The organism is Nostoc sp. 'Peltigera membranacea cyanobiont' 213, from assembly GCF_002245975.1.
Lineage (GTDB): Bacteria > Cyanobacteriota > Cyanobacteriia > Cyanobacteriales > Nostocaceae > Nostoc.
Genome location: NZ_NOLI01000169.1, coordinates 1 through 15,439 on the forward strand (window position 1 = coordinate 1; position 15,439 = coordinate 15,439).

The following is a 15,439-nucleotide window of genomic DNA, read 5'->3' on the forward strand; positions in this document are numbered from 1 at the left end:
TATCCCCAGAGTGGCCCCCACCTTCCCCAATCCCCAATCTTATGTTAAGGACACCAGAACGCCCCCAGAAACCAGTTTGGCTTGTAATTATCCGGCTTTTGCGCTGGCATAAACCAGAAGGACGGTTAATTTTAATGATTCCTGCCCTTTGGGCTGTGTTTTTGGCAGCTTCAGGGAAACCACCTTTACCTCTGGTTGGTGTGATTATATTGGGTACTCTGGCCACGAGTGCGGCTGGGTGCGTTATCAATGATTTGTGGGATCGGGATATCGATCCAGAAGTAGAGAGAACGCGCGATCGCCCCCTGGCTTCTCGCGCCTTGTCTGTGAAAGTTGGGATTGTAGTTGCGATCGTATCCCTAGTATGTGCAGCTATCCTGGCCTTTTACCTTAACCCCCTGAGTTTCTGGTTATGTGTGGCAGCAGTGCCCGTAATTGTTCTTTATCCAGGCGCAAAGCGGGTGTTTCCTGTACCGCAACTCGTGCTTTCAATCGCTTGGGGTTTTGGGGTATTGATTAGCTGGAGTGCAGTTACCCAAACTATCTCCCAACCAACTTGGTTACTTTGGGGCGCAACCGTACTGTGGACACTTGGATTTGATACAGTTTACGCCATGAGCGACAAGGAAGACGATCGCCGCATTGGTGTTAATTCTAGTGCCCTATTTTTTGGGAATTATGCCCCTGTCGCTATTGGAATTTTCTTTGCTGGCACAACTTTGTTATTGTCTTGGTTAGGTGTCCTCATACATCTGCGCTTTGCCTTCTGGATTAGCCTTGCAGTTGCAACTATCGGATGGGTTTGGCAGTCTCTGCGATTAAGACAGCAAGACTTACCTAATCCTGTTTATGGTGAGATGTTTCGGCAAAACGTGTGGATTGGTTTTATCTTACTTGCTGGGATGATTGCTGGCTCTTTTTAATAAGTAAAAAGAGAATTATCATAGGAATATAAAAGAGGGTAAACCAGAAGCCTATTGGAATAATTGCCTAGACAGAGTAACCCGTAAACGCAACCATCAAATGAGAGATGGTATTAACAAAGCAGCAAAATTAATTATTGTCCACTGCCTAAGATACAACATTGGAACATTAGTAATTGGTTGGAATGAAGGTTTTAAGTCTAATGTAGCGAGAGTTAGACTTTGGGCGTTACCTAAGTTTACTCTGTCCGGAGAATCTCAGAGGCTTCAGCCCTGAGAGTGTCAAAATCGGCAATTCGACCATCGCCAGCAGATAATGTACAGGATCGTACTGATAGCGATCGTTACCCAAAAGCACTTCTTTACTGCCCTGGGCGATTACACAAAAGGCTGGGACATAAACAGCATGACAGGCTGATCTAGGCGAGGAGAATCGATGAAGATACAAGCCCTTGAGCGGCTCGATCGTCCCATCAGCGCGAATCGCCTGGGAGATACGCTGGGCCAATTCGTCTCGGTTGGCTTGCACTCTATCTGCCTCGCGCTTTACCTGCCGATCGTTCATTAAATCCATATTGGACTTTTCTTTCGTTTTAGTAGCATTTATTTCTAAGTTTGCAGAATTGTACAACTATCTTAGACGATCGTTCTATTGCTTGTTCTTGAGGATTCTTAGAATGAGACTAAAGCAATGAAAGCGATTCCGGCTGATTGTAAGCATTCTGGATTTTTGGAGAAAACGCTGTTTTGATTGGGCAAGAGATGTACTTACTGGCAACCATGCAGGGTATCAAGGCTAATCTTGCTTCTTAAAAAATCCCATCCCTACTGATAGAGGAAGCGATCGCTACTCCATCTGTACGATTGGGATACTAACCGTGCAGGACATCAAGTAAAGGAATAAAGACATGGACATCAAACGAAGTGGCTCACAGCCTTCCGCCAAAGGGCCTGACGAGTATTTTAGCGGTACTGTCCGCATTGACCCCCTGTTCGAGGCACACGATCCAGCACGCACGTCTGGTGCCAGTGTCACCTTCGAGCCAGGCGCTCGGACAGCATGGCACACCCACCCCTTAGGACAGACCCTAATCGTGACGGCGGGCTACGGACTTGTACAGCGATGGGGCGGTCCTATTGAAGAAATTCGTTCGGGGGACGCGATCTGGTTTGAGCCGGGTGAGAAACATTGGCACGGTGCCACGCCAACCACAGCGATGACACACATCGCCATTCAGGAATGGCTCGATGGTAAGCCTGTGGACTGGCTGGAGCATGTCAGCAATGAGCAGTATGGAGGAAAATCTTAGTGCTTTTGAGATAGTTTTCCATCAAGGGGAAAAACTGCCAGCAGAGAATGCTGATTTTGGCTCTCGCCTTAGTGATGTCCCTGAGTTACTCAGCCTGCCGTGCCGACAACAGTATGACTAGCAGTGCCTCGTCGAAGATGCCAACTGAAATATCAACCAAGCAGGCAGAGAGTATGAAGATAAACATCAAGGTGAAAGATAAAGTTGTTACAGCCACTTTGATCGATAGCAAAACCACTCAGGATTTTATTTCTCTGCTGCCATTAACGCTGACCTTAGAAGATTACGCGAGAACCGAAAAAATCAGTTATCTGCCAAAAAGATTATCTACAAAAGATGCACCCCCAGGCAGCGATCCTGCTGTTGGAGATATTGCTTATTACTCTCCCTGGGGGAATTTGGCGATGTATTACAGCGATTCTGGATACGCCAACGGACTCGTTATCCTCGGAAAAATAGATGGTGGCATTGAGGCATTTAATGTCCCTGGCTCTGTAAAAGTGACAATCGAGCTTGTTCAATCGCAATAAAGAGGGTCAATCAATTTTGGATTTTAGATTTTAGATTGACCCCAAGCTATCAAGTCATTGCCTCTGTCAAGTAATTTTAGATTTTAGATTTTAGATTTATTCTCGCGTTTAAATTCGCTTGCTCTCAGACCTTTTTAAATTTTGAATCTTCAATTCAAAATCCAAAATTTTAAATCTAAAATTCGGCGATCTACCTGTACATTGCCCTTCAGGAGGCGATCGACGGTAAGCCAGTGGACTGGCTGGAAAAGGTCAGTGACAAGCAATACCAGACATCAAACGTAAATCAATAGGAGTATCTATATAAAAAGGAAGACGCACTCCGCCTCGGTGCGGATGAAGTGGTCGTCTCTCGCAATGCTGACGAGATGCAGAAACACGCTGGCAGCTTCGATTTCATCCTCTACACCGTTTCTGCTAACCATGACATCAATGCCTATCTCAACCTGCTGGGGCGCGACGTCAAACGGTGCAGTGAAGTTCATCGCCAACCGTGATGCCGTTGCAGTGAGTGGAGATCCCGCCAGACACAACACCCATCGCGGCTGGAGATTGCGCGACGTTTTGGTGCAACGGATGTTGTCAGCAGTCGAGGTGAAGAAGCGATCGCGGCGGTGAAAGAGATGACCCAAGGTGGTGCAGAGTCAGTACTTGAGTGTGTTGGCAGTGAACCTGAATGGCAAAAGCGATCGGCATTGCGCGTCCTGGTGGAGCGATCGGGTATGTTGGCGTGCCGCCCGGTTTATGCTGAAAGAGTTAAAATCTGCTCGACTACCTGAGAATTAACATCTTTGTATTCGCCCAAAGCTACAGTACCGCGCTTTTCAAAACGCTCAATAATTACAGGAATGGTATCAAGTCCAACACCATAATCAGATAAGCGGGTGCGTACACCAACAGACTCGAAGAAATGGCGAGTTTTAGCGATCGCTTCAGTAACCCGTTCTTCCTCACTGCCATCGACAATTCCCCAAACTCGCTGGGCATATTGTAGGAGTTTTTGCCATTTGCGATCGCGTTTAATTGTTAGGGTGCTGGGTAGCACAATAGCCAAAGTTTGAGCATGATCCAAACCATGCAGTGCTGTTAATTCATGCCCAATCATGTGAGTTGCCCAATCTTGGGGTACTCCTACACCAATTAACCCATTAAGTGCCAATGTCGCAGACCACATCACATTAGCCCGTGCATCATAGTCTTGGGGATTGGCTAAAGTTTTTGGCCCCTCCTCAATCAGCGTTTTTAAGATTGATTCAGCCATCTGGTCTTGTAGTGGCGCATTGACCGGATAAGTCAAATACTGTTCCATCACATGGGTATAAGCATCAACAATTCCATTACTAATTTGCCGTACAGGTAGGGAAAAAGTCGATTCTGGGTCGAGAACAGAAAAACGAGGAAACACCAAAGGACTGCTGAAAGGTAATTTTTCTTGGGTTTCCCACTTCGTGACAACCGAATTAGTATTCATCTCCGAACCGGTTGCAGGTAAAGTCAAAACTGTACCGAAGGGCACAGCAGCCTTTACAGGTGCATTCTTGGCAAGGATATCCCAAGGATCGCCCACAAAGGGAACCGCAGCAGCAATAAACTTAGTGCCATCCAAAACGGAACCACCACCGACAGCAAGGAGAAAGTCTATTCCCTCATTCCGTACTATTTCAACCGCTTTCAAGAGGGTTTCTAGGTGAGGATTGGGTTCGATTCCACCAAACTCAAATACATTCCGTCCAGACAATGCAGACTTCACCTGGTCATAAACACCGTTAGTTTTGATGCTACCGCCACCGTAGGTAATGAGAATTTTGGCATCAGCAGGAATTTCAGTAGCAATATTGGCGATTTGACCTTTGCCAAACAGGATTTTGACTGGGTTGTAAAAAACAAAATTTTTCATGAGTGATTAGACCAAGGAATCGGATTTGACTTTGAGTATTGTAATCAGTTTTATGGCGTTGACTAATTGCAGTCAGAATCCAGATTTAGAGACGTAATATATCTTTTCTATAATGATTTTGAATTATCCAGATGGTGAATTATCCTTGTTTTTATTAACTTAGAGGTAATTTTTTTAACAGCCATCCCTAAGAAGTTTAACCTGCTACAGTGTATTATCCAGAGAATATAACGATATACAAAGCGAATACGCTAGACGTTTGATCGTGTTTGCAAGTAAAATACGGTAAGGCGATGCGCTTACCGGCTTTTATATGTAAAACTGCAAAAAAACCAATTAGAAGTTGAGTTGAGCAAAACAACTAACCCATAAGCAGTTATCAAAGTCTGTTTCGGCTCAATGACAGTTGTCATGCTTCCAAAAACTTCCAAACAGGTTTTGAGTTATCCAGGAATCCTCTGCCCTAACTTCTAGCTGGATAACCCTTGTGTCACTCATCCTTTGAGAAACACAATCAATAACTTGCCATGACTAGCTCTGTCTACCACTGGGCTGTAATTCGGCTGAGTTGTTGTTATCTAGCAGTGAAGCTCTAGCTGACTTTCTGAAATCCCCAAAGAGTATGCACTATTTATTACTACCGTTCTTAAGCTTCTTTGTTGGCATCATCGTTGGTTTGACGGGAATTGGTGGAGCCTCTCTGATTACCCCAATGTTGATTTTTGTTTTTCAGGTTCCGCCTTCCATCGCAGTGAGTTCTGATGTTGTGGCTGCCACATTGATGAAAATTGTTGGTAGCGTCAAGCATTGGGAACAGAAAACTCTGGACACAGAAGTTGTCAAATGGCTGGCATTCGGGAGTGTTCCAGGCTCACTGTTTGGGGTGGGAATTTTACACTTTCTTAAAAGTACAGGTGACTATAACCTAGATAACATCTTGCTGCGTTTGCTTGGCGTGATGATTTTGCTAGTCACAGCCTTAGCACTAGTACAATTGTTGTTATTGACTTTTTTCCCCACATTTAATTTACCCGAACTGCCAAAGTTAGACTTAGAAACTAACTTCGGCCGCTTTCTAACAATCAGTTTGGGAGCAATTTTAGGCTGTTTCGTCGGTCTAACAAGTGTATCATCAGGTTCAATGTTTGCCCTACTACTGATTGGGTTTTTCCGCCTTGATGCCCGAAAGTTAGTGGGTACTGATATTTCCCACGCAGCAATTTTACTACTGTTTACAGCCCTTGGTCATCTCAGTCTGGGAACAGTTGATTGGAGTTTGGTAATACCTATCTGGCTAGGTTCTGTGCCAGGAGTGTTACTAGGTGCTAAAATCTGCCAAGTCGCTCCCCAGCGCCCACTACGGTTTATAATTTACGCCATCTTGATGATGGTGAGTTGGAAATTAGTTCATCAGGTTTGACACTCTCAGAGGATGTTTGAAAAGTTCTTACTAGGCGCTAAAATCTGCCAATCGTTGGTCACTGACTTTCGTACTGTTAATCTAATCAGTTTTTGAAACTGGGTTTAACATAAAGTTTTACTTCTACCATTTTCCTAATCAATAAAGGTCATAATCGAATTGAAAAACGTAGAGTTAGTGTTTGTCACTTTCTCTTTGTTTACCCTCTCTTACAATTCACCTTCTGCGGGTGCGCTGGGAAAATAAAATATTAGATTGAACGCACAGAAAACGGTTATTAACCTGACAATCACTTTTCCCAGCAATATGAGCTGTTTATTTCCGCCAACCTTTACTAGTAGGTGTTTCTATAGTTTTTAAATATTCTTAAATTTTTATTGAACTTGTCAGAAATTTATTTAAAAAGCCATTGATAAATTTGTCACTTAGCCTTATTGTACTTTTATACTCTTTAATCCTTTTGCCAAAGAATAAAATCATAATTCTTATTCCATAAGACTTTTTACCAAAAAAACATGATGAACAGCATTGTGTTAGAAAATCAATGCTTCAACTTTTTTCTTAATATAACGTTTAAAAGTTAGCTTCGATTTTTAGTTGGCGAAAGTGATGCAAGAGGGTTAAGGTAGTCGGATTTAAAACTATTAACAATTGCAACTGTGGTAAAAACTAATAATTCTGCCAGCGCGTCTGTTGCACAGAAGGATGATTATCCAGGACGTGCCTACTTTATTCGGCATGGTGAAAGCACCAGTAACGAACGCAACATTTTTGCAGGAGTACTGGATGTTGACCTCACCGCATTTGGTAGGTTACAGGCACGCCGTGCAGGTGCTGACATTAAGAAAAAAGGCATCAAGTTTGACGCTGTATATGTCTCTCACATGAGACGGGCGCGGCAAACTTGTGAAATTGCCCTTGCTGAAAGTCAGGCGCTGAAGTCACCCGATATTCCTGTTGAGATTGACCATCGGATTAGCGAGAAATCCTTTGGCATTTTTGCAGGTCGTAACCTAAATCTACTTCGTCTTGCCCTTGGCTACGAAGGTTTCGAGGAAATGTTGCATTCCCATAACGAAGCACCTCCGGCTGGTGAGAAGATTGCCCAAGTTTACGGACGCGCGGCTTCTTTCTATAACGAGCGGATTGTACCGCACTTGGAACGCGGTGAAACTGTTTTAGTAGTATGCCACCAATATGTATTGGAGCCTTTAGCACTTTATTTAAGCGATTTACCACCGACAGCTTATGAACACCTGAAACTTCCTAATGGTAAAGCTCTCAGTGGTGAAGAGCTAATCAAGTTTCGCGACAAAGAATCTGGCGGTGCAGCTTCGGTGCGTAAACAGATCAACGATCTGTCAATTATGTGGGCAATTTTGCTCTATGCGCCTGCATTCTTACTGGGATGCTTGGTTAGGGCAATCACCGCCTCTTCAGTTGGAATTCCCTCAGAACTATTTCGAGCAGTAATCGTTGCCTGTCTGGCGGCTTCAACGTTTTATACTTACCTGGACATTGACTTTGCAGCGAGTAAACGCAAAGTAACTTCAACAGTGAAGTATATAGTCTACGCCTGGATGTTGGTAAGATGGGTAGTTGGGCTACTTTTAATATTTTCTGGAATCTTGTATCAAAATCCGGGAGATTTGTACAAAGTGATGTGGGTGCTTTTTTTGATGGTTCCACCCGCCCTGACTTCCCCAGTTTTATCAGTACTCTGGGGCGGTAATCTTTATCCCTCGGCTATCTTATCAAGGACGTTATCAATCATCGCTCCAGTGGCACTGATTGTGACATTTGGCTTGGCAAAACAATTACCAATTAACAGTTCAAGCCTGATATTTTTCGGTGTGATTCTAATTGTTGGTTTAGCAATACCGGGAGCTTTAGCCCAAGTGTGGCGTGACAAATCTCCTGTTGAATCAAATCACCACAGTAAGAACTGGAAATTTATTGGAGTGCTTGCTGTCGCATTAATGGCTTTGGCAACTGGGTTTCAGTTTACACCATCAACATTCCTGGGCGATTTATTTTTCTCAACAGATGCAACGCGATCGCTAGCTTGTTTGCAACAACTGGCAGTAGCAACATTAGTCTTTATCTTAATGCGTGTCTTTGCCGTATTAACTTCAGTGTTTACAAAAGATAAGCTGATCAAGGCAGAAGCTAGAGATGCTTATATCCTGCTTGTTAATCCAAACTTTTTCCTTTGGGCTGCTCTTTTCCTCGGAGTTAGTTCAACTGCAAATCCCGACGCCGTAAAATATGCAATTTTTTGGGCAGCACTAGGATTCTTTTGTATACCACTCGTCGAGCAGATATTGTTTATGAATTCATTTGGTAATGAATTATTGCGAGAAACACTGCGTTCTTCGAGAATGGCAACAGAAGATGTGAGAAAATTATTCCATGAATTGGATACAGATGGCAGCAATGCACTCGATAGAGCCGAGATTATGGAGCTTTTAGGCCAAATAGAAGATATGACAACAGGCGAACGTAGCTCTGAAGATGTCAGGAGGTACGTAACTGATTATCTTTTCGCCACTCTTGACTCCGATAAAAATGGCACGGTTGATTTAGCAGAATTAGAAGAGTATGTATCAACCTATGGGTTGGTTGCTAACCTTAACGTTGTCTCTGCTGCTGCATCCCCGGTAGAAAGATAATTAATTATTGATTGCTAAATCACTAGATTTAACTGACAAAGACTTTTCACGATATCTGGAAAACCTCTCTCTAAATCTCTCTCCTACAAGGAGAGAGACTTTGAATTTTTCCCCTTCCCGTTTCTAGGGGGTTAGGTCAATCGTTAGCTTTTCCACATGACGTGAAAAGTCAGTTGCTTCTATAGGACTCCGATTTGATTTCTGAAAACATACTGAGACTGAAAAGCCCGTTTTATCAGGGTTTTCTCTGAAATCTTGTTCAAAAATCATATATGAGTCTTATATCATAAAAAGTATTTCGTACCGCAATCAACATGATTTTTCTAACATAAATTTGGAGAAGGTAAATTTTTACCTGCTAAATCGAGAATAAAAAGCCTTGGTTAAAGTATTTGTAAATTAGGAAAAAATAAATATGAAATTAGACAAGTTTGTATTAGCACAAAATATGGCTTTCCTGATATCTATTCCACCGGAAAGCAATCTAGCTAAATTACTGGCTTTTTGCCTGACTACAAAGGCTGGGAAAAATACTCCAGGAACAAAAATATTGGAAATGACTTATGACCTAATAGAAAATCCATCTAAGTTGCCTTATTGGACTCAAGACATTATGGGACAGGATTTAGATTACACTACTGAAGAGTGGAAAGCACTGGCAAATATGGGTATTAAGGATGCTAATGATTTTATGGCTACTTTATGGCAGGAATTAGAAAATTTGAGTTTGTAAAGGAAAAAAGTATGTCTTTAAATGTTGAACTTTTAGAGCAAAGCTTTGAAAAAGTTAAACCACGTGCTGATGAATTTGCAGCCAGTTTCTACAATAATCTTTTTCAAGCTCACCCAGAAATGAAACCACTGTTTGCTAAAACAGATATGAAAAACCAAGAGAAAAAACTATTAAGCTCTCTGGTTTTGGTAGTAGAAAATCTCCGTAACCCAGAAGCTTTAGAACCAGTTCTCAAGGCTCTAGGAGCTAGACACGTCGGCTATGGAGCTATTCCCAAATATTATGGACTAGTTGTAGAAGCACTACTGGTAACGTTGGAGCAATATCTCCAGCAATATTGGACTCCTGAAGTCAAAAAAGCTTGGCTAGATGCTTTTAGAGCTATTACTGGGTTGATGTTAAAAGGCGCGGGAGAAGAATCTTCACCAAAACCTGTCCAATCTGAAAAAAAGACTGAAACTTTAGCAAAACCTGCAATATTAAAAACCGAAATACAAAAAGAATATCAGCTATTTAAATCCACAGCAGAACCAGAGAAAAAATCTCTGATATCAGTTCAGTTAGATGGTGAAGTTTTAAAAGAAATTATCAATGATTTTACCGTTAATTATCAGCAGTTTCAGACAAAAATATCAGAACAGCCATTAAGTGAAGTCCTCAAACAAATTCCCAAGAAACTTATTGATACTTTCTGGATAGCACCAACATGGTTAGTCTCTATAGTTTCAGTAGTCATTTTTACCGTGGTTGTTGTAATTGTCGATGATAATTCGCCGCTGGCAAAGGCTTTGGGTGCTGCTGACACTATCAGTTTGGTAGTGGCGCTAGTTCTATTCATTAAAGAAGCTCCAGATCGCAGAAAACAATTTCATTATCAAGCCTGGAGTACGATTGATGCAGCACACGGTGTGAAAGTTAGTTATGCCAGAATTTTGGCGCTGCAAGATTTGAATAAGGATGGTGTTTCTTTAAGAGGTTTGGATGCTCCTGGTGCGGAGTTAGTAGATATTAATCTCTCCCATGCCAATCTCAGTAAAGCTAATTTAATGGAAAGCGATTTTACTAATGCCAATCTCAGCTATGCTAATTTAGATAATGCCAATCTCAGTGAGATTAAACTTAGTGGTGCAAATTTAAGTTATGCAAAACTGGGTTTTTCTCGATTGAATCAGGCTAATCTTAGTAGTGCAAATTTGAGTGGCGCTAATTTGATTTGTGCAGATTTGAGTCATACCAATCTGAGTGGTGCAGATTTGAGAGATGCTAGTTTGAGTGGTGCTAATTTTGAAGGAGCTTATCTAACTGGTGCTAATCTCAAGAATGCTAAAGTCAGCGACTCTGAACTGAGTAATGCTTTCCTGGAAGGTGCGATTATGCCTAATGGCTCACGATATAAATCTTCACTTAGCGATCGCTAAAGTTACAATTGGCAGAAATATCTTCTAGATATCTTGCATAAATATTTTTTTGTCTAACGCATAGACACAAAGTGGCTTCTCGTAGATTAGACGCAAAGAATATCTCAAAAATTAGGACTTTTGCAAAAGGTCTATTAAACAATCGACCGCTCCAACAACTAGACTAAAATTCTTTTAGCATCACATGAGGGTTTGCCGGTTCTGGCATCTTACACGCCAAAAACAGCCGCAGTCCGTTACCTACAGTACTACTACACCGCCGCAAACCCCAACCCGATTGGCAAGAAACTTCTCCTTAACGAACCAGGCGACACCAGTTCCTACAGCCGCGTTCACGCCCGCTACCAACCTATTTTTCACAATATATTTGAAAAATACGGTTACTATTCAACATTGATTAACTTTTTATCCAAGGTAGTAGAGTGAATGTACCTCGCTCATACATAATGAATAAACCCAAGCCAATTAACACAAAAGGTACAGCAGCTTGACCGTAGCGACTTAGAATATTAGCAATGGTAGGTTGACGGCTTAAAAAATAAGCGATCGCACACCAAACCCCTACCATGACAAAAAATATACCTAAAATTACCCCCAAGCTAGCAAGGTCGTGACCAGCGAACAAGGGAATATATATACTAATATTGTCACCACCATTTGCGATCGTTACTGCTGCTACTTTATAGGTTTGGGGGTGCAAAACACTCAAAATAAAAGCCAATACCGGGTTAGTAGGTGCAGACTGACTAAAATCACTACTGACTGTCTGAACTGTTGCAGTTTCTTCTTTTCTAGATAGTAATTGCTGAAGACCAATTACTATTGGTAGCAATCCTAGCAATCCCATCCATTCTCGCTGTACGACCAATCCACCAAAAAATCCTGGTAAACTAGCGATGATAATGGCTGTAAAACCCAGATATTGACCGAGTAAGATATGCCGCCGCCGAAAATTAACATCTACCTGTGAAAAAAATATTAACAAGATAATGATGTCATCTATGTTAGTGGCGATGAAGGCAATTATCCCTTCACTGAAGACTGTCCCTAACTTACTCATGCTGGATTTTTAGAACCTACGATTTACCACCATACCAAATTCACTAATTCGTAATTCGTAATTCGTGATTCGTAATGACGCTCGTTTCTCGCTACCGCTACGCTAACGTAATTCGTAATTATTGACGAAATACTCGCGCGTCATTATCAATCACGAATTATTTTAACCTTCTGGTACAACTTAGATTTAAAATGACACAGTAATTATTACTGACTCTTGAATTCTTCTTTATCTTAAAATATGAACGAGTTAGTTACTGCAATTACTACAGGGTTAATTGCATTCATTGCCACTAACATTGATGATATTGTCATTTTATTGTTGTTTTTTTCTCGAATAAATGCTAACTTTCGCCCCCGGCATATAGTTGCTGGACAGTTTTTAGGTTTTACGGTTCTGTTAATTCTTAGTCTTCCTGGTTTATTTGGTGGGTTAGTTTTATCCAAAAACTGGATTGGATTACTTGGTTTACTACCAATGTCAATAGGTATCAGTAGCTTAGTGAATCGGGAAGAAGATTCATCAAAAGAAGTTGTAGCTGTCACAGAAGAAACTGAAAAATCAACAATTACTAGCTTTTTTTCTCCCCAAGCTTATAGTGTGGCAGCTGTTACCATTGCCAATGGTAGCGATAATATTAGTGTTTATGTGCCTTTATTTGCTAGCAGCAACTTAGAGAGTTTTGTGGTAATTATCGGATTATTTTTTCTGTTATTAGGAATTTGGTGTTATGTAGCATACAAATTAACTAATTACAGAGTAATAGCTAATGTATTGACTCGCTATATTAATAATCTTGTGCCTTTTATTCTTATAGGATTAGGCGCTTTTATTGTATTAGAAAGTCAAGCTTTGAGCTTGATAAAGCTAGGTGCTAGTTGTTTATGTTTAATGATTTTGGTGAAAAATAATGAAAGTGCTGATGAAATTGGCGAAAATTCTAGTAGATAACCAAGCTAATTTTAGATTTTGATTTGGATGAAAAATCTCAAATACAAAATCTAAAATTGTTATGCTGAATCAAACTTTACTCAACCACTCATTCTCTTCTGGGTCTTTGAATAGTGAGGTGCTGAGATAGCGTTCGCCGAAGCTAGGCTGGATCATGACGATTAGCCGTCCTGCATTTTCTGGCCGTTGTGCTACTTGAATAGCTGCATATAAAGCAGCACCAGTAGAAATCCCCGATAATAATCCTTCTTCTTTTGCTAGGCGACGGCTGTAAGCGATCGCTTGCTCATCTGCTACCTGAATTACTTCATCCACCACATCTGGACGGTAAATTGCTGGGACAAATCCCGCGCCGATACCCTGAATTTTGTGAGGGCCTGATTTACCACCTGTTAATACTGGACTGTTGCTTGGTTCAACTGCGATCGCTTGAAAACTTGGCTTCCGTCCTTTAATAACTTCTGCAACTCCTGTAATCGTCCCACCAGTACCCACTCCCGCCACCAGAATATCCACCTCTCCATCGGTATCATTCCAGATTTCTTCTGCGGTGGTTTCGGCGTGAACTTTTGGGTTAGCAGGGTTACGGAACTGCTGCAACATATAAGCATTGGGCGTTTGAGCTACAATCTGCTCTGCATGAGCGATCGCTCCTCGCATCCCTTCTACCCCTGGCGTTAACTCTACTTGAGCGCCATAAGCTTTGAGCATCAATCGTCTTTCGTGGCTCATTGTGTCAGGCATCGTTAGAATGAGATGGTACCCCTTAGCGGCCGCCACCATCGCTAACGCAATTCCTGTATTTCCAGAAGTTGGCTCTACTAAAACAGTTTTTCCGGGGTGAATCAAGCCTGCTTCTTCCGCCGCTTCCACCATACTCGCGCCAATCCGATCTTTCACAGAAGATGCTGGATTCATGCTTTCTAGCTTCACCACAATCCGAGCAACCGCTCCTGAAGCTTGGGGAATTTTGTTTAATTGAACTAAAGGAGTCCGTCCGATTAACTCTGTGATATCTTTCGCTATCCGCATGTTACTACTCCGTCGTGTCTAAATATAATACATCGGGCTTTGCTGGGCGCGAGTTTCTCTTTCCTCGCACAAGTCTTGGAGTGTATACCTACCTAACACTTCAATTGAAGCAGCGTTAGCTTGCTCCCAAACTTCATAAACCAGAGTCTTTTCTAGAGTCTGAGAGTCAGAAGTATCTTTCTCTTTCCGCTCGCCTTCGACTAAAGTGACAACTTCTAGCAGTGTAATCTGCCAAGGTTCACGAGCTAAAACAAAACCTCCTTTAGAGCCGCGTTGACTCTGCACCACACCAGCCCGCCGGAGGTTGGTCAAAATTTGTTCCAGATAGCGTTCAGGTATGGGTTGTTTGGTAGCGATCTCGCTCATGGTTAGAGGAAGTTTTTTTCCGTGGTGGCTTGCCAGCTCTAAGAGGGCCAGCAGCGCGTATTCCACTTTGGAAGACAAATCCAAGAGAGCGTAGTTTTGGCTATTCAAGACTGTACTCAACATACTACGGTGAATTGGGGGGCTTATCGCAGTTTATGCGAAATTAATTTTTTCAAAGTGGGGAATGTGATAGCATCCCATTTACTACTCACAAAATCACTATATCCTATCGACTTACCGTAGATTGTGAACTTACATAATTCCCATAAATGACTCGATCTTTTTGTGGGAATTATCCTGAGTTTCTGTTTTCCGAGCCTCATTTACCAGCGAAAATTCCAACAGAGTATGCTACTAACTGATTTGCGAACCATTTTTGAGCGTGACCCAGCAGCGCGTAACTGGCTAGAAGTATTGTTTTGTTATCCTGGACTCCAAGCCCTAGTGTTTCATAGATTGGCACACTGGCTGCATAAAATTGGAATTCCCTTTATACCTCGATTCATTTCTCATATTAGTCGGTTTTTAACTGGGATTGAAATCCATCCTGGGGCATTAATCGGCCAGGGAGTGTTTATTGACCACGGGATGGGAGTTGTGATTGGTGAAACTGCGATCGTGGGCGATGGTGCCCTAATTTATCAGGGTGTCACCCTTGGCGGGACTGGGAAAGAAAGCGGCAAACGCCATCCAACTTTAGGCTCTCATGTAGTTGTGGGAGCGGGTGCAAAGGTATTAGGAAATATTCAAATTGGCGATCGCGTCCGCATTGGAGCCGGTTCCGTGGTGCTGCGAGATGTACCCAGTAACACTACGGTAGTTGGGATTCCAGGGCGCGTGACTCGTCAGAACAACTTGTCTACCAATGTTCTGGATCATGATAAAGTCCGCGACGTAGAAGCTGAAGTCATCCGTGCTTTATTTGAACGCGTTAAGGCTCTAGAGAAACAATTCGAGGAGTTGCAAGATCAATCAACTTTGTCCCCAACTGAGCTTGGCGACGAACAAACCTACAACCCTAAGAGCAATAAGTCTGATGGGATGATTGAAGATTTTCTTGATGGTGCAGGAATTTAATTTTGGGGATTGGGGATTGGGGATTGGGGATTGGGTATTGGGTATTGGGG

General features: G+C 42.3%; 19 protein-coding genes and 1 pseudogene. 14 read left to right on the top strand and 6 right to left on the bottom strand.

The window, feature by feature from the left end:
• Positions 1–41 precede the first annotated feature (41 nt).
• Complete coding sequence (locus CDG77_RS29790) at positions 42–923, top strand: 4-hydroxybenzoate solanesyltransferase (protein ID WP_094332868.1); 882 nt, start codon at positions 42–44, stop codon at positions 921–923.
• Positions 924–954: 31 nt separating this feature from the next.
• Positions 955–1,128, top strand: a pseudogene (locus CDG77_RS38085) (RNA-guided endonuclease TnpB family protein); the annotation flags it as partial.
• A 24-nt stretch (positions 1,129–1,152) separates the two neighbouring features.
• Here CDG77_RS38085 and CDG77_RS29800 read toward each other — a convergent pair.
• Complete coding sequence (locus tag CDG77_RS29800) at positions 1,153–1,554, bottom strand: AraC family transcriptional regulator (protein WP_223270049.1); 402 nt, start codon at positions 1,552–1,554, stop codon at positions 1,153–1,155.
• A 277-nt stretch (positions 1,555–1,831) separates the two neighbouring features.
• Between CDG77_RS29800 and CDG77_RS29805 the strand changes: the two genes are divergently transcribed.
• Genes CDG77_RS29805 through CDG77_RS29810 form a run of 3 tightly spaced genes read left to right on the top strand, consistent with a single transcriptional unit; the run spans position 1,832 to position 2,763 of the window.
• Complete coding sequence (locus CDG77_RS29805) at positions 1,832–2,233, top strand: (R)-mandelonitrile lyase (RefSeq protein ID WP_094332857.1); 402 nt, start codon at positions 1,832–1,834, stop codon at positions 2,231–2,233.
• Positions 2,217–2,354, top strand: a complete 138-nt coding sequence (locus tag CDG77_RS36965; protein WP_181154479.1) for a hypothetical protein — start codon at positions 2,217–2,219, stop codon at positions 2,352–2,354. Before CDG77_RS29805 ends, CDG77_RS36965 begins: the two co-directional genes overlap by 17 nt.
• A 16-nt stretch (positions 2,355–2,370) precedes the next feature.
• Entirely contained in the window at positions 2,371–2,763 is a 393-nt protein-coding gene (locus CDG77_RS29810; protein WP_223270050.1) for a cyclophilin-like fold protein, read from the top strand.
• Between the two features lie 299 nt (positions 2,764–3,062).
• Here CDG77_RS29810 and CDG77_RS38960 read toward each other — a convergent pair whose 3' ends face one another.
• Positions 3,063–3,248 (bottom strand): hypothetical protein, encoded by a 186-nt coding sequence (locus CDG77_RS38960; protein WP_317615945.1) that lies wholly within the window; start codon positions 3,246–3,248, stop codon positions 3,063–3,065.
• Between CDG77_RS38960 and CDG77_RS38095 the strand changes: the two genes are divergently transcribed.
• A complete protein-coding gene (locus CDG77_RS38095) occupies positions 3,238–3,381 on the top strand; it encodes a hypothetical protein (RefSeq protein WP_223270051.1) in 144 nt (47 codons plus the stop codon). The genes CDG77_RS38960 and CDG77_RS38095 overlap by 11 nt on opposite strands.
• Positions 3,315–3,542, top strand: coding sequence for a hypothetical protein (locus tag CDG77_RS29815; protein ID WP_223270052.1), 228 nt, complete (start codon positions 3,315–3,317; stop codon positions 3,540–3,542). The genes CDG77_RS38095 and CDG77_RS29815 overlap by 67 nt, the downstream gene beginning before the upstream one ends.
• Here CDG77_RS29815 and CDG77_RS29820 read toward each other — a convergent pair.
• Positions 3,506–4,660 (bottom strand): iron-containing alcohol dehydrogenase, encoded by a 1,155-nt coding sequence (locus CDG77_RS29820; RefSeq protein WP_094332858.1) that lies wholly within the window; start codon positions 4,658–4,660, stop codon positions 3,506–3,508. The genes CDG77_RS29815 and CDG77_RS29820 overlap by 37 nt on opposite strands.
• Positions 4,661–5,282: 622 nt before the next feature.
• Between CDG77_RS29820 and CDG77_RS29825 the strand changes: the two genes are divergently transcribed.
• The 5 genes from CDG77_RS29825 (at position 5,283) to CDG77_RS35870 (ending at position 11,329) form a co-directional block, all read left to right on the top strand.
• Positions 5,283–6,080, top strand: coding sequence for a sulfite exporter TauE/SafE family protein (locus CDG77_RS29825; protein WP_094332859.1), 798 nt, complete (start codon positions 5,283–5,285; stop codon positions 6,078–6,080).
• 659 nt (positions 6,081–6,739) lie between these two features.
• Positions 6,740–8,752 carry a histidine phosphatase family protein gene (locus tag CDG77_RS29830; RefSeq protein WP_094332860.1) on the top strand — a complete coding sequence of 671 codons (2,013 nt, stop codon included), beginning with the start codon at positions 6,740–6,742 and terminating at the stop codon, positions 8,750–8,752.
• A 415-nt stretch (positions 8,753–9,167) separates the two neighbouring features.
• Positions 9,168–9,485: a hypothetical protein gene (locus CDG77_RS29835; protein WP_094332861.1), complete on the top strand. Its 318-nt coding sequence runs from the start codon at positions 9,168–9,170 to the stop codon at positions 9,483–9,485.
• Positions 9,486–9,496: 11 nt separating this feature from the next.
• Positions 9,497–10,903: a pentapeptide repeat-containing protein gene (locus tag CDG77_RS29840; RefSeq protein ID WP_094332862.1), complete on the top strand. Its 1,407-nt coding sequence runs from the start codon at positions 9,497–9,499 to the stop codon at positions 10,901–10,903.
• Between the two features lie 192 nt (positions 10,904–11,095).
• On the top strand, positions 11,096–11,329 hold the full coding sequence (locus tag CDG77_RS35870) for a hypothetical protein (RefSeq protein ID WP_143857121.1): 234 nt from the start codon (positions 11,096–11,098) through the stop codon (positions 11,327–11,329).
• On the opposite strand, the gene CDG77_RS29845 is transcribed toward CDG77_RS35870, so the two are convergent.
• A complete protein-coding gene (locus CDG77_RS29845; protein WP_094332863.1) occupies positions 11,301–11,963 on the bottom strand; it encodes a cadmium resistance transporter in 663 nt (220 codons plus the stop codon). The two genes, CDG77_RS35870 and CDG77_RS29845, sit on opposite strands and share 29 nt — an antisense overlap.
• Positions 11,964–12,203: 240 nt before the next feature.
• Between CDG77_RS29845 and CDG77_RS29850 the strand changes: the two genes are divergently transcribed.
• Positions 12,204–12,914, top strand: coding sequence for a cadmium resistance transporter (locus tag CDG77_RS29850; RefSeq protein WP_094332864.1), 711 nt, complete (start codon positions 12,204–12,206; stop codon positions 12,912–12,914).
• 69 nt (positions 12,915–12,983) lie between these two features.
• Here CDG77_RS29850 and cysK read toward each other — a convergent pair whose 3' ends face one another.
• Complete coding sequence (gene cysK / locus CDG77_RS29855; protein ID WP_094332865.1) at positions 12,984–13,946, bottom strand: cysteine synthase A; 963 nt, start codon at positions 13,944–13,946, stop codon at positions 12,984–12,986.
• Positions 13,947–13,964: 18 nt separating this feature from the next.
• The gene (locus CDG77_RS29860; RefSeq protein WP_181154477.1) at positions 13,965–14,435 is read right to left on the bottom strand and encodes an RrF2 family transcriptional regulator; all 471 of its coding nucleotides are present in this window, start codon (positions 14,433–14,435) and stop codon (positions 13,965–13,967) included.
• A 225-nt stretch (positions 14,436–14,660) separates the two neighbouring features.
• Between CDG77_RS29860 and cysE the strand changes: the two genes are divergently transcribed.
• On the top strand, positions 14,661–15,389 hold the full coding sequence (cysE, locus tag CDG77_RS29865) for a serine O-acetyltransferase (protein WP_094332867.1): 729 nt from the start codon (positions 14,661–14,663) through the stop codon (positions 15,387–15,389).
• Positions 15,390–15,439 lie beyond the last annotated feature (50 nt).

Coding starts and splice junctions, on each gene's coding strand:
- cysE (WP_094332867.1), top strand. CDS start 14,661: ATGCTACTAACTGATTTGCGAACCATTTTTGAGCGTGACCCAGCAGCG.
- CDG77_RS29810 (WP_223270050.1), top strand. CDS start 2,371: ATGCCAACTGAAATATCAACCAAGCAGGCAGAGAGTATGAAGATAAAC.
- CDG77_RS29850 (WP_094332864.1), top strand. CDS start 12,204: ATGAACGAGTTAGTTACTGCAATTACTACAGGGTTAATTGCATTCATT.
- CDG77_RS29860 (WP_181154477.1), bottom strand. CDS start 14,435: ATGTTGAGTACAGTCTTGAATAGCCAAAACTACGCTCTCTTGGATTTG.
- CDG77_RS29840 (WP_094332862.1), top strand. CDS start 9,497: ATGTCTTTAAATGTTGAACTTTTAGAGCAAAGCTTTGAAAAAGTTAAA.
- CDG77_RS29820 (WP_094332858.1), bottom strand. CDS start 4,660: ATGAAAAATTTTGTTTTTTACAACCCAGTCAAAATCCTGTTTGGCAAA.
- CDG77_RS29805 (WP_094332857.1), top strand. CDS start 1,832: ATGGACATCAAACGAAGTGGCTCACAGCCTTCCGCCAAAGGGCCTGAC.
- CDG77_RS29825 (WP_094332859.1), top strand. CDS start 5,283: ATGCACTATTTATTACTACCGTTCTTAAGCTTCTTTGTTGGCATCATC.
- CDG77_RS36965 (WP_181154479.1), top strand. CDS start 2,217: ATGGAGGAAAATCTTAGTGCTTTTGAGATAGTTTTCCATCAAGGGGAA.
- CDG77_RS38960 (WP_317615945.1), bottom strand. CDS start 3,248: ATGAACTTCACTGCACCGTTTGACGTCGCGCCCCAGCAGGTTGAGATA.
- cysK (WP_094332865.1), bottom strand. CDS start 13,946: ATGCGGATAGCGAAAGATATCACAGAGTTAATCGGACGGACTCCTTTA.
- CDG77_RS29845 (WP_094332863.1), bottom strand. CDS start 11,963: ATGAGTAAGTTAGGGACAGTCTTCAGTGAAGGGATAATTGCCTTCATC.
- CDG77_RS29835 (WP_094332861.1), top strand. CDS start 9,168: ATGAAATTAGACAAGTTTGTATTAGCACAAAATATGGCTTTCCTGATA.
- CDG77_RS29790 (WP_094332868.1), top strand. CDS start 42: ATGTTAAGGACACCAGAACGCCCCCAGAAACCAGTTTGGCTTGTAATT.